The 21,642-nt window shown below is 62.1% G+C and carries 14 protein-coding genes; 6 read left to right on the top strand and 8 right to left on the bottom strand.

Translation table 11 applies throughout. From position 1 onward, the window contains the following. Positions 1 to 87 precede the first annotated feature (87 nt). Entirely contained in the window at positions 88 to 537 is a 450-nt protein-coding gene (locus I7X13_RS17730) for a hypothetical protein (RefSeq protein WP_198076500.1), read from the bottom strand. A 268-nt stretch (positions 538 to 805) separates the two neighbouring features. Between I7X13_RS17730 and I7X13_RS17735 the strand changes: the two genes are divergently transcribed. Beyond that, complete coding sequence (locus tag I7X13_RS17735; RefSeq protein ID WP_233454833.1) at positions 806 to 1,045, top strand: HNH endonuclease; 240 nt, start codon at positions 806 to 808, stop codon at positions 1,043 to 1,045. 43 nt (positions 1,046 to 1,088) lie between these two features. Next, positions 1,089 to 2,147 (top strand): DUF6687 family protein, encoded by a 1,059-nt coding sequence (locus I7X13_RS17740; protein ID WP_198076501.1) that lies wholly within the window; start codon positions 1,089 to 1,091, stop codon positions 2,145 to 2,147. 77 nt (positions 2,148 to 2,224) lie between these two features. On the opposite strand, the gene I7X13_RS17745 is transcribed toward I7X13_RS17740, so the two are convergent. The 3 genes from I7X13_RS17745 to sbcD all read right to left on the bottom strand — a co-directional run bounded on the left by I7X13_RS17745 (position 2,225) and on the right by sbcD (position 7,784). Next, positions 2,225 to 5,938 (bottom strand): AAA family ATPase, encoded by a 3,714-nt coding sequence (locus tag I7X13_RS17745; protein ID WP_198076502.1) that lies wholly within the window; start codon positions 5,936 to 5,938, stop codon positions 2,225 to 2,227. A gap of 78 nt (positions 5,939 to 6,016) precedes the next feature. Continuing rightward, the gene (locus I7X13_RS17750; protein ID WP_198076503.1) at positions 6,017 to 6,469 is read right to left on the bottom strand and encodes a hypothetical protein; all 453 of its coding nucleotides are present in this window, start codon (positions 6,467 to 6,469) and stop codon (positions 6,017 to 6,019) included. A 55-nt stretch (positions 6,470 to 6,524) separates the two neighbouring features. Continuing rightward, positions 6,525 to 7,784, bottom strand: a complete 1,260-nt coding sequence (sbcD, locus tag I7X13_RS17755) for an exonuclease subunit SbcD (protein WP_198076504.1) — start codon at positions 7,782 to 7,784, stop codon at positions 6,525 to 6,527. 291 nt (positions 7,785 to 8,075) lie between these two features. On the opposite strand from sbcD, the gene I7X13_RS17760 reads away from it, so the two are divergent. Beyond that, positions 8,076 to 9,962, top strand: coding sequence for a chloride channel protein (locus I7X13_RS17760; protein WP_198076505.1), 1,887 nt, complete (start codon positions 8,076 to 8,078; stop codon positions 9,960 to 9,962). A gap of 56 nt (positions 9,963 to 10,018) precedes the next feature. On the opposite strand, the gene I7X13_RS17765 is transcribed toward I7X13_RS17760, so the two are convergent. Together I7X13_RS17765 and lpdA are read right to left on the bottom strand one after the other, a co-directional pair. Continuing rightward, a complete protein-coding gene (locus I7X13_RS17765) occupies positions 10,019 to 11,017 on the bottom strand; it encodes a virulence protein RhuM/Fic/DOC family protein (RefSeq protein WP_317191588.1) in 999 nt (332 codons plus the stop codon). A 93-nt stretch (positions 11,018 to 11,110) separates the two neighbouring features. Further along, the gene (gene lpdA, locus I7X13_RS17770; protein WP_198076507.1) at positions 11,111 to 12,505 is read right to left on the bottom strand and encodes a dihydrolipoyl dehydrogenase; all 1,395 of its coding nucleotides are present in this window, start codon (positions 12,503 to 12,505) and stop codon (positions 11,111 to 11,113) included. 219 nt (positions 12,506 to 12,724) lie between these two features. Here lpdA and I7X13_RS17775 point away from each other — a divergent pair, with 219 nt between their 5' ends. Beyond that, positions 12,725 to 13,648, top strand: coding sequence for a tetratricopeptide repeat protein (locus I7X13_RS17775; RefSeq protein ID WP_198076508.1), 924 nt, complete (start codon positions 12,725 to 12,727; stop codon positions 13,646 to 13,648). Positions 13,649 to 13,761: 113 nt separating this feature from the next. On the opposite strand, the gene I7X13_RS17780 is transcribed toward I7X13_RS17775, so the two are convergent. After that, entirely contained in the window at positions 13,762 to 15,003 is a 1,242-nt protein-coding gene (locus I7X13_RS17780) for an NAD(P)/FAD-dependent oxidoreductase (RefSeq protein WP_198076509.1), read from the bottom strand. Positions 15,004 to 15,140: 137 nt separating this feature from the next. Here I7X13_RS17780 and fabG point away from each other — a divergent pair, with 137 nt between their 5' ends. After that, the gene (gene fabG / locus I7X13_RS17785; protein WP_198068935.1) at positions 15,141 to 15,890 is read left to right on the top strand and encodes a 3-oxoacyl-[acyl-carrier-protein] reductase; all 750 of its coding nucleotides are present in this window, start codon (positions 15,141 to 15,143) and stop codon (positions 15,888 to 15,890) included. Between the two features lie 101 nt (positions 15,891 to 15,991). Here the strand turns inward: fabG and I7X13_RS17790 are convergent, their stop codons facing one another. After that, entirely contained in the window at positions 15,992 to 18,769 is a 2,778-nt protein-coding gene (locus I7X13_RS17790) for an InlB B-repeat-containing protein (RefSeq protein WP_213019102.1), read from the bottom strand. 718 nt (positions 18,770 to 19,487) lie between these two features. Here I7X13_RS17790 and I7X13_RS17795 point away from each other — a divergent pair. Then, positions 19,488 to 21,569: a VWA domain-containing protein gene (locus tag I7X13_RS17795; RefSeq protein ID WP_233454834.1), complete on the top strand. Its 2,082-nt coding sequence runs from the start codon at positions 19,488 to 19,490 to the stop codon at positions 21,567 to 21,569. Positions 21,570 to 21,642 lie beyond the last annotated feature (73 nt).

The raw sequence follows: 21,642 nt of genomic DNA on the forward strand, positions 1-21,642 counted from the left end.
AGAGGCCGAGGGGATTGAACCGGTTATAACGCAAAAAGCCCGGCACGTGGCCAGGCTTTTGGTTTTTTGCGGCCGGAATTGGCTTAGCTACTTGTTGATAACCGTTATGTCGTTGGCTACTTCGGGCAGCGTGAAGCGGCCGCCCACGGCTTTCACGCCCTTCACGCGGCACTCCCAGGTATAGCGGCCGGGGATGGCGGTGGCCGCCTCGCCGGTTTCGGCCTTGAAGTACTGGGGGTCGGAGGGGTCGGTGGGAAACAATACGTCTACGCCGGTCTGGCCTTTTTCAAGTTCTTTCACCAACAGATAATCCTTGCCGGTTTTTTCGCTGTGCACGATGAAAGTAGCCGTGTATGGGCCGAGTTGGCCGTATTTATCCAAAATACCCAGCTTGATTTGGGCGGTGGTGCTCACCATCCAGGTTTGCGCGCGGGCTTCGGGGGCTGAGCCCAGTAGCAATATCATCATCAGGGCCCCGGTCAGCCAGCCGGCCAGTGGCCACTGTTTGGGAATTAAGAAGGAAGGTACAGGTATCATCACGGTTAAAATAAGGAGAAAAAGGGTGAAATGCAGTGCAAAAGAACGGGTGGTAATATGCGCAGTCAGCGCACATTACCCGCCAAGATAGTGTGTTGATAACAAATCCGCAACTTGCAGCGAGCGCAGCCTGTTAAGGTTTCAGTCAAATTGTTCATGCCCGACTACTATTTGCGGTATGCCCAGGCAACGCCCAAGGTCCAATCAATGGCCGCCCAGTCCGGCACCCGCCGCTGCTGCTATACGCTGTGGCCTTTGCGAGCGGGAGGTGCAGGCCACTTCCCGCCACCACCTCGTGCCCCGCGAAGAGGGCGGCAAGCACGGCCCCACCGTCGACTTGTGCCAGCCCTGCCACAGCAGTGTGCACCGCTTCCTGAGCAACCGCGCCCTGGCCAGGCAATACGCTTCCGTGGAAGCCCTGAGGGAGGCCGAGGAGCTGCAAACCTACCTGCACTGGATTCGGAAGCAACGCGTGGAGCGCATCAGCAACCGGCGCGGGCGGCGGTAGCTGCAGTTGCGCGGATAAGGCATTTTTGACGGAGCTTTGCCGGATGAACCGCTATTTCGTGCCTTTCGCGCAGCTTCGGCAGCAGCCTAGTATTGTGGTGGATAGCGTGGGCCTGGGGGCCGTGCTCACGCTGGCGCACTGGCGCGGGGCGGCCACGCCCGCAGCCCTGCGCGACGATACCAGCGCTGGCTCGGCGTTGCGGGCCCTGCACCAGCCCGCCACGCCGGGTCTGGAGGCGGCAGCCGTGACAGCCAATCATTTTGATATCGACGGCTTTATCGGCGTGTGGAGCCTGCTGAATCCCGGGTTGGCCTTGGCACAAGAAGAACTGCTGCGCATGGTGGCCGTGCTGGGCGACTTCCGGGAAATCGACTTTGCCCACCCGCTGGCCGATGACGCGCTGAAACTGGTGTGCTGGCTGAATGCTGAGGAAAAAGCCCGGTTCTATGAGCCCTTCGGCGCGCCCATTCGGCGGCGGCGCGAAGACGAAGCTTCAGCGGAGAAGTTCGATTGGTTCTTGCCGCGCTTCGCTGAAGTGCTGCAAAACCCGGAAGCCGGCCGCGCCGCCTGGCAGCCCGAATACGACCGGGTGCAACAGGCGGCAGCCATCATCCAAAGCCCTGCAACCACGCAGCAGCACTACCCGGAAATTGGGCTGGTGGTGGTGAATACGCCCGCGCCAGTGCCGTACTACGCCCTCTTCGGCCCAACGGCGGGCTACGACATTGTGCTGAGCCAGTACGACGGCAACCGCTACGAACTGGAATACAAGTACACCACTTGGATTGACCTGGCCAGCCGCCCTACCCTGCCGCGGCTGCCGCTGGCCCCGCTCGTAGCCCGCCTGAACGCGCTGGAAACCAGCGGCCGCGCCTGGGCCGCCGATGGCATCACCGACACCGGCCCGCTGCTGCGCCTGACCGGCAAAAAGCTCAGCAAAGCTGAGCGCTACGCTGCCCCCGATGGCCGGCCGATTTACGCATCGTCCATCGCGCCGGAGGTACTGGAACGGGAAGTAGTGGCGTTTTTTCGGGCTGGCTACGAAGGGATTGAGCCGAAGAAATACTGGACCTGGCCGGAAGTGAAGGCGGCCGGAATGTAGAGACGCGACACTTCGTGTCTCGGCGTTCGCGCCATTTAAGCGTCTCATTCAACGGGAAGACGCGAAGTGTCGCGTCTCTACACCGCGCAGTCGGTTTCTTCGCCGCGCACGTCTACCAGGTGCACCGAGCTGTTGCCGCCCGCGCCGGGCCGCACCCGAATCTGAGTACCGATGCGGTCCTTCAGGTCGGAAACGTGGGAAATGATGCCAATCATTTTGCCCGAGTGTTGCAGGCGCTCCAGCGCATCAAGGGCCGTATTCAGCGCCTCGGGGTCGAGGGTACCGAAGCCTTCGTCGATAAACAATGACTCAATACGGGCCTTATGGCCGGCCAGCTCGCTCAGGCCCAAGGCCAATGCCAGGCTCACCAGAAAGCTCTCGCCGCCCGAGAGCGACGCCATGGGGCGCACCGTGTCGGCCTGGTCATGGTCGATGATTTGCAGCTCCAGGTTGCGATTGGGCGTTTTGAAAATGGTGTAGCGGCCGGTGAGCTGGCGCAAGCGCAGGTTTGCCAGCCGGGCCAGGTGCGAGAGCGTGAGGCCCTGGGCAAACTGGCTGAACTTGTCGCCCCGCGCCGAGCCGATTTGCTCGCTGAGGTCCTGCCAGCGCTGTTCTTCCTGCTGGCGCAAGAGCAACTCCTGCAAGCCGGCCGCCTGCTGAACCCGGGCGTCGTCGTCCAGCTTCAACTGGTTGCCCACGGCTCCCAGCTTCTGCTGCAGGATGTCGTCAGCAGCCGAAAGGGTGTTGAGCTGGGCCGTGAGCTCGGGGGCGGAGTGCGGCGTGAGGCCTGCTTCGGCGTGGTGGCTGAGCTCGGCGGTGAGGTCGGTGAGGCGGCGGGCAGCGGCAGCCTGGTTGGTCAGGTGCTCCTGCCGAAGCTGCTGGAGGCGCTGGGCTTCGGCGGCAGGCAGCAACAAGGCGCGCGCTTCGGCGGCGCTGGCGAGGCCGGCAGCGGCCAGGGCCGCGGCGAGCTCGGCCTGGCGCTGGGCAAAGGCGGCGCGGTGCGTCACCAACTGCGTTTGCAGGCTGTCGCGGCGGTTTTGTTGGATTTCGAGAGCCTTCTGTTGTTCAGCCAGCTGATTTTGACTGATTTGCTGAGCGTTGGCTAGCCGCAGGGTGGCCTGACGCAGCAACTCCGCTTCGGCGGCGGGGTCAGGCCCGGTGTAAGAGGCTTGCCGCGCCTGCTGCTGCTGCTCAAGCGCCTCCTGGTCGGCCGCAAGGACAGCGGCGGCAGCGGCAAGCTGTGCTTCCTGCTGCTGCAGCGCCTGCAGATGGGCATTGCGCTGGCTGTTTTTTTCCAGCAGCTGCTTCCCCAGTTCGCTGAGCGTGGCCACCTGGGCTTCGTAGTGGTCGGCCCGCTCCCGCAGCGTGGCCAGCAGGCCGTCGTAAGGCGGCTGGGCGGGCAGCTGCAACTTGTGTGGCTGGAGGAAATCCCGAATCGAGCTTTGGAAAATTTCAGCCTGTTCCTGCCAATGCACCAACTCATCAGCCAACTTGGCCAAGTCGGTTTCGATGGCCGCCAGCCGGTCCAGCAGGCGCGGAATCTCGCGCTGCGCAGCGGTAATAGCCTCGCCGGCCTGCAGGTATTTTTCGCGCAGCTCGGCCAGCTTTTCATCCAGCACAGCCAGCCGGCGGCGGGCGGCTACCGCAGTTTTCTGCTCTTCGTCAGCGGCTTCTAGCAGCGCACGCACGGCGGCGGGGTCAGCCGGCTGGGCAGGCACGGGCACCAGCGCTGCGGCCATTCCAGCCGCTTGCTGACGGGCAGTTTCGGCAGCAGCAGCGGCATTTTCCCGAAGCTGGTGCCGCTGGCGTTGCTCGGTTTGGTGGCGGGTGAGGGCTGTGGTGGCCTGGCGCAATTCCTCGTCGAGCGCGGCCAGGGCCTGCGCCTGCTGGGCCACGCGCAGCTCCTGCGCATCGGCTTCGGCCGTAAAATCGGGGGTGAAAGCATGCTCCAATGCCCCGCACAACGGGCAGGGCTGACCAGCTTCCAGGTGCTGGCGGTGGGCGTTGAGGTCGGCCAGGGCCTGCTGCGCCCGAAGCTCGCGGCGGTAGCTGTCGAGGAGCTTCTGACCATCGGCCCGACGCGTCTCGAGGTGGGCAGCGGCGGTTTCGGCGGCGGTCAGGGCCGGGGCTTGCTGGTCAATTTCAGCGGCCAGGGCATCGGCACGGGTCTGGTGTTCGTGGGCGGCCTCGGCTTTAGGCAGCAGTTGTTGCAGGGCTTGCCGGTGGGCAGTGAGGTCGTCGGCTCGCTGAACGAGGGCGGCGGCCGTCGTGCCGACTAGCAGGGCGTCGCGCTCGGTGCGGCAAGGCTGGCCTTCGTCTTTAATGGCCTGCTGGCGGGCCTGAGCCTCGGTTTCGAGGGCCCGCTGGCGGCGCAGGTCGGTGGTGGTTTGGTCTTGAGCTTTGCGCAGTTCAGTGCGGCTGGCTTCGCGGGTGGCTATCTCCTTCTGCGCATTTTGCAGGTCAATGATTTCGCGGTCCAGCGCCAGCACCTGGTTTTTCAGGTCGATTTCGGCACTGTGCTCGATGAGCCAACGGTCCAAGGCTGCGTTGCGGGTTTGCAGAGTTTCAATGGCCAGCGTCTCGCGGCGCAGGTCGGCTTCGGCCTGGTCGTAGGCTTTCCGGTTTACATCGTGGGCTTCGCGCTTTAAGTTGAGCTGATGCAAGGCCGCGGCAATTTCGGCGTCCTGCTGCTGTGCTTTGCTGAGCAGCGGGCGCAGGCGGTTTTCGTCGGCCAGCGCGGTGGCGTGGGCGGCAGCAGCAATGGTGTGGGCAGTGGCGGCAGCATCAGCGGCCAAGCGCAGGCGGGGTAAAGATTCGGCCAGCTCCCGCAGTTGCGCTTCGTCGCTGGTCACTTCCTTTTCGGCGGCTAGTGCCAGCTCCAGCGGCGTATCCACGGCGGCGGCGCGGGCGTGGCCGTCCAGCCGGGCAAACTCGGGTTGCAGGGTTGCGCCGTCGCGACGCAGGCGCTCCGTTTCGCGGGCTGTGTCGCTTAGCTGGCGGTCGAGTTGGTCGAGAATGGTGCGCCAGGTCAGGCACACAGTCAGTTCCTGCTGCTCCAGGTGGTGCCATTCGGCCTGCTGGTGCAGCACATCAAGCTGGGCTTCCAACTCAGCCCGCTCCTCTTCGGTCAGCAGCCGGGTAGCGTCGAGCTTGGCGCGCAGCAGCTTGGTTTTCAACTCTTCTTCCTTGGCCTTCTCAAATGCCGCCACGCTCAGCCGCGAGTAGATGCCCACATTGGTCATCTTTTCCAGCAATGCGCTCCGCTCCTTTTCGGGCGCGTGCAGGAAGCGCGCAAATTTGCCCTGGCTCAGCAGCACCGATTGCTCAAACTGCCCAAAATCCAGCCCCGACAGCTCCCCCACCCGCTTCGGCACCGCCTCCTTGCCGCTGATGACGGCTACATTGGAGGGGCTCATTACCAGCGTCATGGCATCGGCATTTAGCGCACCTTTGTCTTCGCCGCGCACCTTGCGCTTCACTTCCCAGCGCGAGCGGTAGCGTACGCGGTCCACCACGCCGGTGTCGGGGTTGGTTTCGTGCACTTCAAATTCTACCTCCGAAAAAGCGTCTTTGGCGTGGCGGCTCACCATCTCGCCCACCTGACGGTCGTGGCGCGGCACGCGGCCGTAGAGGCCCACGGCAATGGCGTCGAGCAGCGTGCTTTTGCCCGCGCCGGTGGGGCCGGTGATGGCGAAAAGCCCCGTGTCCGCCAAGGGCGTTTCATCAAAGCGAATCAGGAACGGTCCGGGCAGCGAGTTTAGGTTAGCAAAGCGGACGCTGATAATTTTCATAGCATAAAATTAAGCCCGCAGCTACCAGCAGTGGGCTGGCGACTGCGGGCAAAAAACCGGCCCAGGCCGACCGCCGGGTTATTTGGTGGTCGCTTTTTTGCGGCGGGCATCTTCCGCCAGGTAGAACGTGGCTTCCTTCTGATAGGCCTGCAGGTCCCAACTCGATTGGGCCCGGGCCAAGTTCACCATCGCCGACTGAATGGCGGTACGTTGCTCGGGAGTGCACAGCTCACTGGTCGAATCGGCTAGCAGCGCGGTGTGGAAGCGGTCGAGCTGCGTTTCTATAGCGGTTACCTGCTCGGCTCCTTTTTTGGGCAGCATTGCGGCCGGGGTGCGCTGCATCGGAAAGGTTTGGCCCCGATAGGTTGCCGTGGTGGTATTGGTGGCGATAGGTTCTCCTTTTTTGCCGGCCCGACTAGCCAGCCTGATGCCGGATATAATTCCGTTGGCGAGGGCCACCTGGGCGTAGGCTTCGGTTGCCGTGCTCAGGATGAAAGTGAGAGCAGCAATGGTCAGTACTATTTTTTTCATGAGTAGAACGAATACGAAAGTCAAAAGTACCGCCTAAAATTCACTATGGATAGGGCTACGCATCCGTTCCGCCCCAGGCCAGCGGGTCAGCTTCGGCCAGCAACTGGCGCAGCTCGCCGAAGGTGGCGGCGAGGGCGGCAGCCCGCTCGGGCGGCAGGCTGGCTACGCGGCGGCTAAACACTTCGTCCACGGTTAATTCATGCAGCAAGGCCAGCGGTATCGTGCTTTCGGCCAGGTCGGCAGCTTCGGTGGCGCGCTGGTGGCGCACGCCGCGCGGGGCCAGCACCTGGGCTTTCTGCAGCTGCAATACGGCCTGCACGCGGCGCTGCACTTCGGCGGGCGTTTCGTCGGAGCGCACCAGCACATCGGCCCAGGCCACCAGCGGGAAAGCCGAATTATCAAAAGCCAGAATGTCGGCCTCCACCTCTTCCAGCGTGCCGTGGAAGCGCTGCAAGCGCCGCGTGACGGGCACGGGCAGGCTGGTGATGGCAGGCGCGCCGGCCCCGCTAAACTCCAGCAGCAGCACCTGCTGTTTGTCGTCGGCTTCAGTAAAGGACAGCGGCACCGGCGAGCCCGAGTAGCGGATGTGCGCCCGCCCGCCCACCACCTGCGGGCGGTGCAGGTGGCCCAGCGCCACGTAGTCGAACGTGGCCGGGAAATGCTCGGCCCCAATCAAACCCAGCCCGCCGATGTGCACATCGCGCTCGGCTCCTTCGCGGGCCTCACCGCCGGCCGCGTAGAGGTGGCCGGTGGCCAGCACGGGCACGTCGTGCTCACGCTGACGCACTACTGACTCGTGGTCGGCCAGGGCAGCGTAGTGGCCGGCAATGCTCTGACGGATACGGAGCTGGCGGTCGTCGGAGGTTTCGCCGGCCACGGCCAGGCGGATGTCGCGGTCGCGCAGGAAGGGCACGGCGCACACCACCAGCCCCGGCCGGCCATTGGCCGCGCTCAGGTGCAGGATTTGCTCGGCCGCGTCGGTGGGCACGCCGCCCACTACGTGGATGCGCAGCTGCCGCAGCAGCCGCCGCGAGGCGTTGAGCATGGTGGGCGAATCGTGGTTGCCGCCCACCACCACAATATCGCGGCAGCCGGTGGCCTGCATCTTCACCAGGAAGGTGTAATACAGCTCCTGCGCGGTGTAGGACGGCGTTTGGGTATCGAAAATATCGCCGGCTATTACCAGCACCTCAATGGCCTGGGCCTGCACCGTCAGCAGCAGCCAGTCGAGAAAAGCTTGTTGCTCGGTGGTGCGCTCCTGGCCGGTGAGGAAGTGCTGGCCGAGGTGCCAGTCGGCGGTGTGAAGGACGCGCATTTGAAAAAGTAGCGGTAGTTGAGAAAGGCGAAGCACTGCTGCAACGAAAACCGAAGCAGAAAATTCACCCACAAAGTTCGGCCAAAGTCCACAGACGGATTTGGCTTTCTGGCTGGCCTGTTCAATAAAACCAGCCAAAGGCATGACGCCCTGGTTTTACAACTGCCCTAAGGAGCACCCCGTTATTCTGACGAATATCCGGGTGGCGGGGCACTCATCCCGCTTTCATCAAGTTGGTATTAACATGCACCGCCAATTCGTTGGTCTGCGCTTCACCCTATTCCATTCTCTATGAAACATTCGCCGCTGGCCCTGGCCGGTATTCCCATTGCCCCCTCCCTCGACTCTACCTTGGCCGACGACGGCGTGCGCCCCCGCCTGGCGCCCGACAAGCAGCGCCTGGTGCGCATTTCGGCCCTGGCCGTGCTGGTGGCCGTAGTCATCAGCTTTGTGGCCCGCCTGCTGGTGTACCTTATCAACCTGGTTACCAATCTGGTTTTCTATGACACGGCCTCGGTAGAATACCATAGCCCGGCTGATAACCACCTCGGCCTCTGGGTTGTCCTCATGCCCGCGCTGGGCGGCCTGCTGGTCAGCCTGATGGCCATTTATGGTTCAAAGGCCATTCGCGGCCACGGCATTCCCGAGGCCATGGAGCAGATTCTGACCAACCAGAGCCGCATCAAGCCCTCCATTATGTACCTGAAGCCGTTGTCGGCGGCCATTTCCATTGGCACGGGCGGGCCGTTTGGGGCCGAGGGGCCGATTATTGCCACGGGCGGGGCGCTGGGCTCCACGCTGGGCCAGCTCATCAAAATCACGCACCACGAGCGCAAGGTGCTGCTGGCGGCAGGCGCAACGGCGGGGATGTCGGCTATTTTCGGTACGCCCATCGCGGCGGTTTTTCTGGCCATCGAGCTGCTGCTGTTTGAGTTTTCGCCGCGCTCGCTGCTGCCGGTGGCGCTGGCCTGCATCACGGGGGCGGCAGGGCACCACTTGCTGTTTGAGCAAGGCCCGACGTTTCCCATGCCCGCGCTGCTGGCCCCCAGCAATGGCGCGCTGGCGACCTACAGCGCCATTGGCCTGCTGATTGGGCTGGCCTCGGTGGGCATCACCAAAATCGTGTATTTCATTGAGGACCTGTTCGAAGAGCTGCCCATTCACTGGGCGTGGTGGCCGGCGCTGGGCGGACTGGCCGTGGGCGGCATCGGCTACTTTGCGCCGCGCACCATGGGCGTGGGCTACGAGAATATCACCGCCGTATTATCCGGCAATGCTCCCCTGAGCTTGCTGCTGACCCTGTGTTTGTTGAAGTTTGCCTCGTGGGCCATTTCGCTGGGCAGCGGCACGTCGGGCGGCACGCTGGCGCCGCTGCTCACCATTGGCGGGGCCACGGGTGCGTTGCTGGGTGTGGCCACCCGGCACTTCTTTCCGGCCTCGGATATCGTCATTCCGCTGGCGGCGCTGGTGGGCATGGCCGCCATGTTTGCGGGCGCGTCGCGGGCACTGCTCACGTCCATCGTGTTTGCGGTGGAGGGCACGGGCCAGGCGCAGGCCTTGCTGCCGTTGCTGGGTGCCTGCACGGGCGCTTATCTGGTGTCGTTTCTGCTGATGGGCAATACCATCATGACCGAAAAAATAGCCCGGCGCGGCGTGAAAACGCCCGTCGACTACGAACCCGACCTGCTCGACAAAGTAAATGTGGGCCGCGTGCTGCAAAACGGCATGCTGGCCATCAGCACCGACAATACCATTGCCGAAGTGCGCACCTGGACCGAGCGCGAGGCCGAACACACCGGTCCGCACTTGGTGGTGGTGAACCCCGACGGCGCTTTCGCCGGCATTGTGAGCACGGTAGCCCTGGCCGGCTGGCACGCCGACGAGAACGCACCCATCAGCGCCCTGCTCCAGCCCCGCTCCTCCACCCTGCTGGCCACCGATACCCTACGCACCGCCGTGGAGCGCATGGCCCGCGAAAACGTGGACGTACTGCCCGTACTCGGCAGCAAGGCGCAAGTGAACGGCGTGATTTCTTACCGCGACATCCTGACGGCCTACAAAAACCGCCTCGACGATGATGGCAATATGGTTCCCAACATTTCGCTCAAACGCAAGAGCCTACGCGTGTTGCTGCGCGGCCAAGCCATGTTTCAGAAGCAGAAATCGGAGATTGAGTAAGCCGCTCGAAATTGGCTAATTCATCAAAAAGCCTCCCGCATGGTGCGGGAGGCTTTTTAATTGTCCTGGTTAATCAGGTTCACCACCAACGTTACCATTGTGGCTTTGTCCTCCGGCTTGCTCTCAGCAATAAGCAGCGTGAGGGCCACCAGCGCATTGTCGGCCAGCCGGCGCGAGCCGTCAGGATGATACAGGCAATTGTTGCGGTCCAGAAACCAGACGAATAAGAAGGCTGCGATGCGCTTGTTGCCGTCCGAAAACGAGTGGTTTTTCACCACGAAATACAGCAGGTTAGCGGCCTTCTCTTCCACACTTGGGTACAAATCCTCACCGCCGAAACTCTGGTAAATCGAGCGTACAGAGCTTTGAAATGAGGCATCCTTTTCCCGCCCAAACAGAGTGCTGCCGCCGAACTGCGTGCGCAGGCTGTCCACTGCTTCCAGCCCAGCTTCATACGTCAGCTCGAAGGGCTCTTCAGTAGCTGTGCCGCGCACCCGCAGGCGTTGATGGTCGTATTGGTCGAGCACGTCGAGGGCCCGGGCGTAGTCGCCCAGCACCCGCAGCAGGGCATCCGACTGGTCCGAAGTCAACTCCTGATTCGCGGCTACTTCGCCTTGCAGCTGCACCAGCCGCTTGAGGTCGGCCAGCTGGCGGGCGCTTTCGCGCAAACGCTTCTCGTTTAGCGCGTAGCCTTGCACCAAGTATTGGCGCAGGATATTGGTGGCCCATTGGCGGAAGTGCGTGCCACGCAACGATTTCACGCGGTAACCGACAGAAATAATGACATCCAGATTATAATACTTTACCGAGTATTTCCTGTCTTTTGAGACAAGTGTCAAGGAATCCTTGACACTTGTCTCATCGCTCAATTCCCCCTCACGAAAAATATTTCTAATGTGCAGGCTCACGTTCTGCTTCGTAGTATCAAACAACTCAACCATCTGGGCTTGCGACAGCCAAACAGTCTCGTGGTCCAACTGCACTTCCAATTTAGTTTGCCCATCAGGCGCTTGATAGAGGAGAATGTTATCGGTATAATTCATAGGAGTCAGCATTACTAAAGCAAGGTAATGGATTAAAATTATGCCTAAACGCAAAGAGGCCCGACTGAATCAGCCGGACCTCTTTGCGTTTTAAGAAACTCGTTTCTACAAATGAATCACCTCGCCATACGCCGCCGCGGCGGCTTCCATAATGGCTTCCGACATGGTGGGGTGCGGGTGCACGGCCTTGATGATTTCCATGCCCGTGGTTTCCAGCTTGCGGGCCACCACTACTTCGGCAATCATCTCGGTCACGTTCATACCAATCATGTGGGCGCCGAGCCACTCGCCGTATTTCTTGTCGAAGATGACTTTCACAAAGCCGTCTTTGGCACCGGCGGCACTGGCCTTGCCCGAGGCCGAGAAGGGGAATTTGCCCACCAGCACGTCGTAGCCTTTGGCCTTGGCTTCGGCTTCGGTGTAGCCTACGCTGGCGATTTCGGGCGAGGCGTAGGTGCAGCCGGGAATGTTCTGGTAGTTGAGGGGCTCGGGGTGGTGGCCGGCGATTTTCTCAACGCAGATAATGCCTTCGGCCGAGGCCACGTGGGCCAGCGCGGGGCCGGGTACGATGTCGCCGATGGCATAGATGCCGGGCACGTTGGTCTGGTAGAAGTCGTCCACAATCACGCGTCCGCGCTCTACTTTGATGCCCAGCTCTTCCATGCCGATGTTTTCGAGGTTGGTAGTCACGCCCACGGCGCTCAGCACCACGTCGCAGTCAATCTGCTGCTCGCCTTTGGCGGTTTTGATGGTCACTTTGCAGCCTTCGCCGCTGGTGTCCACTTTGGTTACTTCGGCGCTGGTGAGCACGTTCACGCCAATTTTGCGGAACGACTTCTCCATCTGGCGCGACACTTCCTCGTCCTCCACGGGCACGATGCGGGGCAGATACTCCACCACCGTCACTTCCGAGCCCATGGTGCGGTAGAAGTAGGCAAATTCAACGCCGATGGCGCCGGAACCTACTACCACCAAGCGCTTGGGCAGCTGCTCCATGCTCATGGCCTTGCGGTAGCCGATGATTTTCTTGTTGTCGACGGGCATGGTGGGCAGCTCGCGCGAGCGGGCGCCGGTGGCCAGAATGATGGATTTGGCCTCCACCGTTTCCTTGCTGCCGTCGGCCTTGGTTACTTCTACTTTGCCGGGGGCCAGCACTTTGCCGGTGCCCATCACGGTTTCGATTTTATTTTTTTTGAACAGGAAGTTTATGCCCTTGCTCATGCCGTCGGCCACGCCACGGCTGCGGCCGATGACGGCGCCAAAGTCGTAGCCGATGCCTTCGGCTTTCAGGCCGTAGTCGGCGGCGTGGTTGAGGTACTCAAACACCTGCGCCGATTTGAGCAGGGCTTTGGTGGGGATGCAGCCCCAGTTGAGGCAAATGCCACCCAGCGACTCGCGCTCGATAACGCCCACTTTCAAACCCAGTTGCGACGCCCGAATGGCGGCTACGTACCCGCCGGGGCCGCTGCCGACCACGACCAAATCAAATTGCAATGCCATAGAATACTGCGAAAGAAAAAAGAAAACCGGGCCCGGCTGGGGGGCCCACCCATTTCGAGCCGTAAAGATAGCCGCCGCGCCGCGTCGGGATTGTAGTCGCCGCCGGGTTATCTTGCCAACAAGATTTTGGCGCGCTTTTGGCCGGCAGCCAATTTTCTGATTTTCCCGTATAAGGCCCGGCTACGGCACAGCTTGCCGGCGCTCCTCACTCTGCATTCCATGAAATTACATTTTCGCGCTCCTGTGGCGGCCCTCGGGCTGCTGGCTTTCCTCACCAACTGCGCCACCACCGTCACCGAAAAGGAGAAACCGACCAACACCAGCCAGCTCATGACCATGCCGCCCGTGTCGGACGCCCGCCGGCCCGATTCGACCGGAGCAGCCACTTCGGCCACCGACGCCCGCACCACTGGCGCTGACAACGGCATTGCCGCCACACCTGCCACCGCCGTGGCTTCGGATGCGGCCTCGGCCGCCGCGCTGGCCGCCGACCGGCCCGACCCGAACGCGCTGTCGGCCTCGGCCGCCTCGGCCGAGCGGGAGAAGGAGAAGAAAATGACGGCCCTAGACTACCGCAACATGCTGGCCAATGCCGACGCCATCATTAAGGTTGAGCCCAAAAGCTCGGCCGCTTACCTGCAGCGGGCCAAGGCAAAAAGCTACCTCAAGAACTACGCGGAGGCCCTGCCCGACTATGCCACGGCCATTAAGCTCCAACGCAACAACCCCGACGCGTACTACAACCGCGGCGTGAACCGCCTGATGATGAAGCAGTACAAAGCCGCTTCAACCGACTTCTCGGGCGCTATCAAGTACCGGCCCGATGACAAAGAGTCGTACTTCGGCCGGGGCGTGGCCAAGATGCAGATGTACCAGTACAAGCCCGCCGTGGCCGATTTCACCAAAGCCATCCAGCTCGATTCGACCTACGCCGACGCCTGGGAGTACCGCGGCATCAGCTATTCATCGTTCGATAAGCTTTCCGAAGCCCGCCGCGACCTGGAGCGCGCCACCAAGCTGAACCCCGAAGCCGCCAAGAGCCTGCGCCGCTACGTGGGCAACGACGAGGGTCACGCGCCCATCAAGCCCGCCCCGGTGGCCAAGCCCGGTACCGGCTACCACCCCCGGCCCGGCGCGCACTAAAACGGCGCTCACCGTCTGCCATGCCGAACGCAGTGAAGCACCTTAGCACGCTCGAACGACTTGTTCGGACGTGATAAGGTGCTTCGCTGCGTTCGGCATGACACTTCCCCGTGCTACTTCCCCCCGAAAAACAACTTGAAGTAAAAGCTGGGCTGGCGCAGCCGCTCGCGCAGGTCCAAATCCATGAACATCATGGACAGGGTTTCGGCCAGCGTGGGATTGTTCACGGCGCGGTTGGCCACGATATTGAACAGGCTGGGAAAGTTGAGCAGGCGCTGCATCACGCGGCTCAGGCGCAGTTCCTGGCCGAGGCGGTTGTAGACGGCCTTATCGTAATTTTTCAGGAACTCGGGGCTGAAATCGGCTTTTTTCACGGCTTCTGCGGCCCAGATGGCGGCGTGGCGGCCGCTCACCATGGCGTGCGAAATGCCCTCGCCCGAAAACGGGTCGATAAGCGAACCGGCATCGCCGAGCAGGAAATAGCCCGCACCGGATAGCGCCCGCCGCTTCGAGCCCAACGGCAGCCCGAAACCTTTGACCGAACCCAGCCGCGTGGCACCGGCGAAGCGCGGGGCCAGCGTGGGGTGCGTGGCCAGAATCTCGTCGAGGCGCTGGCGCAGGTTGATTTTCTTGGCGGCCACGGTTTTGGAGAGCATCCCCACACCCACGTTGGCCTGGCCGTTGGGCAGCGGAAACACCCAGAGGTAGCCGGGCAGGAAGTCTTTGATGAAGTGCAGCTCAATGAAGTTATCGGGGCTCATTCCCGCCACGCCATTGTAGTAAGTGCGCAGGCCGGCGCAATAGTGGTCGGGCTCGAGGGCGTGGCCGGCTACTTTGCGGGCAAATTCGGACTGGGCACCGTTGGCCACGAGGAGCAGGCGGCAGGTGGCGATTTCCTGGCCGGCTTTGTCAAGGAGCTGCCAGCCGGCGGGGGTGCGCTCGGTGCGGGCCACGTCCACGTTTTCGCGGAAGTCAATTTCGGGGCGCTGCCGCACTTCCTCGACCAGGAAATTATCGAAGTCGATGCGCTTGGCGACGTGGCCGGCGGTGTGGTCGGTGGCTTTGTCGAACCGGGGCTTGAAGGGTATGCCGAGCTTGCGGCCGTTGGGCGCGATGAAGTCGATGCCCCAGCTCGGAATCTGGATGGGCGAGGCAGCCAGCTTGGCGTGGAGGCCGGGCGCAATGCGCTTCAACTCGTTGATGACCTTGCCACTGAGGGCGTCGCCGCAGGTTTTGTCGCGCGGGAAAGCGGCGCGGTCCAGTAGCAGGCAGGGCTGGCCGGCGTTGGCGAGGTGCAGGGCCGCGGCGGCCCCGCCGGGGCCCGCGCCCAGAATGCAGATGTCGTAAGTTGTCATTCCGAACATATTGCGCCTCAAGCAATGTCGAGGAATCTGAGTAAAGTGGAATACAAAGGACGCTACACAATTCAGATTCCTCGACATTGCTTGAGGCGCAATATGTTCGGAATGACAGGCGGCCTTACCTTCGCCCCATGACCAACACACTCACCGGAAAAGTGGCCCTCGTGACGGGCGCTTCCAAAGGAATTGGCCGCGCCATCGCGGCGCATTTTGCCCAGCTCGGCGCCGATGTCGCCTTCACGTATTTATCCTCGGTGGAGAAGGGCCAAGCCCTCGAAACCGAGCTATCGGCCACCGGCACCAAGGTGAAAGGCTACCGCTCCGACGCGTCCGAGTACGCCCAGGCCGAGCAATTAATTGACGCCGTGGTGGCCGATTTCGGTAAGCTCGACATCCTCGTCAACAACGCCGGCATTACGCAGGACGGGCTGCTGATGCGCATGTCTGAGCAGCAGTGGGACCAGGTGCTCACCGTCAACCTCAAGTCGGTGTTCAATCTCACCAAGGCCGCCACCAAGCCCATGATGCGCGCCAAAAGCGGCTCCATCATCAACATGACCAGCGTGGTGGGCCTCAAGGGCAACGCTGGGCAGGCCAACTACGCCGCCAGCAAGGCCGGCATCATCGGCTTCACCAAATCGGTGGCGCTGGAGCTGGGCTCGCGCAACATCCGCTGCAATGCCATTGCGCCGGGCTTCATCGAAACCGAAATGACCGACGCCCTCGACCCCAAGCAGGTAGATGAGTGGCGCAAGGCCATTCCGCTCAAGCGCGGCGGCCGGCCCGAGGACGTGGCCAAAGCCACGGCGTTTCTGGCTTCGGATGACTCGGCCTACATCACCGGCCAGGTGCTGCAGGTGGACGGCGGCATGCTGACGTAAGAATTTCAGCTTATCGGACTCAACAGCAAAGGGACACCGCACCAAAGTTGTGCGGTGTCCCTTTGCTCTAAGGCCTCTTTGCGCTGCTCCAAACAACAGCCTCACGGCCTTATCAGCTTGATTTGAGCGCGCTGCTTCCGGCCTTCCAGCAGCAGATAGTACAGGCCGGAAGTGATTAATTCGCGGGAGAAATTGAGCGGCTGGGTGGCCTCGGTCAACTGGCCGCTCGCCAGCTTGGCTCCCAGTACCGACACCAGCGAGTAGGCCACTGGCCCCTCAAAATCACTGGGCAGCAGCACCCACAGCCGGCCGTCGCCGGTTGGGTTGGGGTATGCTAGAGGGATGGCGCTGCTGGTAGGGCCGGTTGCTCTCACCTCATCCGGGCGGCTGCTAAGACCGGCTGACGGGGCCGGCTGTGTGGAGCTGTTAAAATCTGAGTTAAGGATAGTTCGGGCCGCGTCGGCATTCTGGCGCCATACTTCTACCCCCGACAGGTTGGCGTAGCCGCCACTGGTGCTGAGCACTAGGTTCCCGTTGTCAGTGACGGTGGCGGGGTACGGTCCCAGCCGGCTCCAGTGGCCGGCCGTGCCACTGTTGTAGCTGGCCAGCACTACCTGGCCCTGCACGCGCACATCGAAGGTTTCCGGGCTGTTGTCCTCCCACACGTAGGCGTACACGGCGTAAGTGCCCGCCGGCACGTTGCGCAGAGTAGCGTCAATGCTGGGACCGTACACCGACGAGCGAATCATGCCGGCGCGCAGGGCGTCGGTGGCGGGGTTCAGGCTTACATTCTGATTCGTAAATTCAGTACCCGTGACGGTGAAGTTGGCCGCGCCCGTAGCGGCTTCCCAGTTTTGGCCGTCCAGCACCAGCGCGTTGCCATTGATATTCAGGGCGCGGTAAAAAGTTAAGTCAGTGCCGCTGGTGGTTGTAGCCGTAAAGGTGGCCGTGATGGCCTTGTTGGCCGTCATCGTGACGGTGAGCGGGTTGGTGCTGCCCGTGGTGTCGCCGCTCCAGCCGCTGAACTGGTAGCCCGCTGCCGGTGTCGCCGTCAGGCTTACGCTCGCGCCGCTGGCATACGTGGCCTGGTCCGGATTTTTGGTCACCGTGCCGCTGCCAGCTGTACTAACAGTGAGCGAATAGTTGGCCGGAGCGGCCTGGTTCGATACGCTAAAGCTAATGCTGAGCGGCGTGCCGGCCGTGCCACTGCCACTACCCGCCGTGTAAGGAGTAGCCGTGAGCGTATAGTTGCCCACTGCCGGCGTCCAGGAATTGAATTTGCCCGCGCCATCGTCTCCAAACAGCGCATACGGGGCCACTGATTCGGTCTGGCTCCGGGTTTGCGTTCCGCTCAGGGCAAAGACAACACTGCCTACCGTGGCCGGATTGGTTGTGGCCCGAATGTTCAGGTTGCGGGTGGACAAGGCGGCCAGGTTGAGCGTCGCGCCTGCCAAAATCACTTGAATATCCGTGTCAGTATCGGCATCTACCAGAACATAGCTCACCACACTTTGGCCGGCAGCCGTGAAAGTAGCGGTGACAGTCTTGTTGGCCGTCATCGTGACGGTGAGCGGGTTGGTACTGCCCGTGGCGTCGCCACTCCAGCCCGTGAAGGTGTAACCGGTGGCCGCCGCCGCTGTGAGCATGATGCTGCTGCCGCTGGCGTAGCTGGCTTGGTTAGGGGTCTTCGTTACCGTGCCGCCGCCAGTGGTGGCAGCGGTCAGCGTGTAAGTCGTTGGGGCCACGGCCGTGAAGGTGGCCGTGATGGATTTGTTGGCCGTCATGGCCACCGTGAGCGGGTTGGTACTGCCCGTGGCATCGCCACTCCAGCCCGTAAAGGTGAAGCCCGCTGCTGGGGTTGCCGTCAGGGTCACATTGCTGCCGATGGCATACGTGGCCTGGTCCGGATTTTTGGTCACCGTGCCGCTGCCGGTGGTCGCTACCGACAGGGAATACGTGGAGGGACTGGTCATAGCACTTAGCTGGTTGTAAGCTACTTGCTGCAATGCCACGGCATCGGCCGGCGCAATGCCCAGGTCGGCAGCGGCAGTTTCACCGCTCCCCAGGCTACGCGGGTCCGCCCCCGTGATTTGACCAAACAACACACAGGCGCTCAGGTACGAGCCCCATTTGCTGGCGTGGAAATAACTGGTCCACAGGTCGAGCTGGCCGGCTGTGGGATTATAAGGGTTGGGCATGGCCACCCCCGTTTGCATGGCCAGCTGCCAGGCATCGCCCACCGGCGCCACTGCTTCAAAATGCCCGTTCTGTGCAAATAGCTGGTTATAGGCGTTGTGCAGGTCCGTGCCCATAGCGCTAATGGGCTGCCCCGAATATGGCTGGCCGGCCGGGTAAGTGAGGTCTGCGCGCGCCCAGGTTTCGTATAGGTACACCTTGGCCGCCGCGTTTGCCGAATGAACCGCCTGCTCCAGCTGCGTAGCATAGGTAAAAAAGTCGGTCGGGTTGCCGCCCTTATTTGTCGGCAACGGGCCGGTGCTTAGCTCCTGCAGCACCACTTTATCCCAACCGGCTGCACGCCCGATAACCGAGAGGGCGTTGGTATAATGATAGGAAAGGCCCACGCCATTGATGGCTTCGATGTGCACTTCATAGGCCAGGCCCGCTTCGTCGGTGAACCGCTTGAAAATGCCCGGTACGCCACCCCACGGCCCCGTGTCGTCGCTTTCGTGCCGCGGGGAGTTTGCGGGCACCCCGTAGTTCTCGTCGAAAATAGCCGCGGCGTTGTAGTTGAGCACGGGTGCGACGTAGCCGTGGGTGAAGCTGTTGCCCACAAATAGAATGCGGGTTTGGGCCAGCGCCGTGCCGGAACCGGCCAGCATGGCCAAGCCTGTGCATAAGGCGGCAATCAGTAATTTCAAATCACGGCAGGAAGCGTACGGAATGTGCATGGCGCATCGATTAATCAGAGTTAGAAATTATATGTTACTATGTTTTTGGACATGGGCATACGCTGCCAGACCTTGAGGCATGGTTTAGCAACGGGCTGTTAGTAGAAAGTAGAAGAGGCAACGTGGGCCGTTCAGCCGCACCTGCCCGCAAGCAGCGCCTAGCTTTGGCGATGCGCGGGTCGCACTCCCTCCATTTTCATGGGCTTATACGACCTTATCCGCCACGAAGTCGACGATTTGTCATGCCGGAGCTTTGGCGCCAGTCGAATAGCAGCAACCTTGGCCCGCCAGGCAGACGCGCCTTTCCATGATAAATATTATTGTTTTTCAATTATTTGCATTAGTAAAATGTCCACCTTTTCAAGCACAAGCGCGCTTTAATATCATCGATGAAATATTTAATTATTATTATTAATTATCTATACTCTCAATTCAGGTATGCTTCGGCGGCCCGCTGGTGCTAGGTTGGTGCTGCTTTATTCCGAAAAGGGATTTTCAAGCGGCTTCACAGTCCCGCTCCTGTCCCCGGCTTTGGCCACAGCCAGTAAGTTCGCGGGGCGTATAATTTTGTTGGCAAACCGTGCGCCCGGCACCAAACAGCCAGCCACGCCCAGCCGTTGAAGCAGCGGCCGGCTGCAACTTTAGCGGCGCGGGCCGACCTTTAACGCTGATTCAATCCGATTTTCGTTTGCTGACCACTCAATATTCCTCCTGGTTTATCCTGCTCTGCCTGGCCGTGGGCGCGGGCTACGCGGCCCTGCAATACTCAGCCAACGCGCCCTGGAGCAAGCAGCGCAACTACGCGCTGGCGGCCCTGCGCTTTGCGGTGGTGAGCTTTTTGTGCTACCTGCTACTGGCCCCGGTCATCCGCACCACCACTACGCACACCGAAGCGCCCGCGCTGGTGCTGGCCGTCGACAACTCACAGTCGGTCGAATTATTCACGCCCAAAAACGTGCTCAGCCAGGCCACCACCGGCCTCGCCCGCCTTGCCGAAACGCTGCGCAGCAAGGGCTTCACGGTCGAAACCCGTACGCTTACCTCCACCCCCGCCCGCCCGGCCCGGCTCGATTCGCTGCGCTTTTCCGCGGCCACTTCTGACCTCGACCAGCTCCTTAGCGGCACCCGCGATGCCTACGAGGACCGCAACCTGGCCGGCGTGGTGCTCCTGAGCGACGGCCTCGTGAACCGGGGCCGCAGCCCCGCCTACTCCGATTTCAACTTCCCGATTTACAGCGTGGCCGTAGGCGACACCATCCCCAAGCGCGACTTGCGCCTGACTGGCCTCACCTATAACCGCGTGGCCTTCAGCGGCAATAAATTCCCCATCGAGGCCGAGCTGGGCTTTGAAGGCTACGCGGGCGGGGCAGCTACGGTGGAATTGCGCGAAGGCAATAAGGTGCTCGACAGCCGCCGCGTGGGACTGCCGGCCGGCCGCCGCCGCGTGCGGACCACTTTCCAGCTCACGGCGCCCGCGCCCGGCAAGCGCCGCTACGAGGTACACATCGTGCCCCAGGCCGGCGAGTTTACCGAGTTGAACAACGCCCGCACGGCCTTCATCGAAATTGTGAAGGGCAAGCTGCGCGTGCTGCTGGCCGGCGCGGCCCCCCACCCAGACCTGAAGGCCCTGCGCGCCGCCATCCTGGCCAACGACAACTTCGACCTCACCCTGGCTCTGCCCGGCGTGGCCCCGCTGAAGGACGGAGCCGACTTCGACGTGGCCATTTTGCACCAGCTGCCGGCCCAGGGCGGGCTCGGCAATGAAATTCTGGCCCAGGTGAAGGCCCGCAAAACGCCGGCGCTCTACATCATCGGGGCGCAGTCTGATTTGGGCGCTTATAATCAGCTCGGGGCGGGCCTCACCGTGCAGCCGCGCGGGGCGCAGACCGATGAGGTGACGCCGCTGCCCAACCCCGGCTTCGCCCGGTTTGCGACGGACGAGGAATCGGCCCGCCGCTTTGCGCAGTACCCGCCTGCGCCGGTGCCGTTTGGCGACTTGCGGCTGGGCACGGGGGCCGAGGCGGCGCTCTGGCAGCGGGTGGGCCGCGTGCCCACCCAGAAGCCACTGCTGGTTTTTGGCGGCTCTACGGACCACCGCCAGGCCACGCTGCTCACCGATGGCAGCTGGCAGTGGCGCCTGAGCGAGGCCGTGGCCCACGACGACAAGCCCGAAGCTTACGACCGCCTCATCATCCGCACGCTCCAGCTCCTCACCCAAAACGCCAACAAGAAGCGCCTCGACGTGTACCCCACGCAGGACGTTTTCGGCACCCAGGACGACGTGACCCTCGGAGCCGAAACCTACAACGCCGTATTCGAGCGCCTCTACAACCAGCAAATTGACCTGACGCTAACCGACGAGAAAAAGCAGGCCCGCCGCTTTTCCTTCGCCAACCCCGAGGACGGCTCGCCCCTGCACCTGGGGCCGCTGCCGGCTGGTCTTTACCGCATTCAGGCCCGCGCCACGCTGGGCGGCCAACCCCAGCAGGATGTGGGCGAACTGCTGGTGCAATCGCAGCCGCTCGAAGCCCTGGAATCGAAGGCTGACCACAACCTGCTGGCGCAGCTTTCGCGCCGCAGCGGCGCGCGACTGTATTACCCGGCGCAACTAGATAAGCTGGCGCAGGACATCATCAAGGCCAACTACAAGCCGGTGATTACGGCCGAGGAAGACCTGAAGGACCTGATAAACCTGAAGTGGCTGTTCTTCGTGATTATGGCTTTCCTGACGGTGGAATGGGCCGTGCGGAAGTATTCGGGCAGCGTATAGGCGGAACGTCGAACGGTGTAGAGACGCAAGTATGCGTCTCTACACCGTTCTTTTGGCATCTGCGTAAAGTAGA

Origin of the sequence: Hymenobacter negativus (genome assembly GCF_016056375.1) — a bacterium.
GTDB classification, from domain to species: Bacteria; Bacteroidota; Bacteroidia; order Cytophagales; family Hymenobacteraceae; genus Hymenobacter; species Hymenobacter negativus_A.

What these genes read in the sequence shown, in the direction of transcription:
- I7X13_RS17760 (WP_198076505.1), top strand. Translation starts at nt 8,076, where the DNA reads ATGAAACATTCGCCGCTGGCCCTGGCCGGTATTCCCATTGCCCCCTCC.
- I7X13_RS17745 (WP_198076502.1), bottom strand. Translation starts at nt 5,938, where the DNA reads ATGAAAATTATCAGCGTCCGCTTTGCTAACCTAAACTCGCTGCCCGGA.
- I7X13_RS17750 (WP_198076503.1), bottom strand. Translation starts at nt 6,469, where the DNA reads ATGAAAAAAATAGTACTGACCATTGCTGCTCTCACTTTCATCCTGAGC.
- I7X13_RS17730 (WP_198076500.1), bottom strand. Translation starts at nt 537, where the DNA reads ATGATACCTGTACCTTCCTTCTTAATTCCCAAACAGTGGCCACTGGCC.
- I7X13_RS17780 (WP_198076509.1), bottom strand. Translation starts at nt 15,003, where the DNA reads ATGACAACTTACGACATCTGCATTCTGGGCGCGGGCCCCGGCGGGGCC.
- sbcD (WP_198076504.1), bottom strand. Translation starts at nt 7,784, where the DNA reads ATGCGCGTCCTTCACACCGCCGACTGGCACCTCGGCCAGCACTTCCTC.
- I7X13_RS17765 (WP_317191588.1), bottom strand. Translation starts at nt 11,017, where the DNA reads ATGCTGACTCCTATGAATTATACCGATAACATTCTCCTCTATCAAGCG.
- I7X13_RS17740 (WP_198076501.1), top strand. Translation starts at nt 1,089, where the DNA reads ATGAACCGCTATTTCGTGCCTTTCGCGCAGCTTCGGCAGCAGCCTAGT.
- lpdA (WP_198076507.1), bottom strand. Translation starts at nt 12,505, where the DNA reads ATGGCATTGCAATTTGATTTGGTCGTGGTCGGCAGCGGCCCCGGCGGG.
- I7X13_RS17775 (WP_198076508.1), top strand. Translation starts at nt 12,725, where the DNA reads ATGAAATTACATTTTCGCGCTCCTGTGGCGGCCCTCGGGCTGCTGGCT.
- fabG (WP_198068935.1), top strand. Translation starts at nt 15,141, where the DNA reads ATGACCAACACACTCACCGGAAAAGTGGCCCTCGTGACGGGCGCTTCC.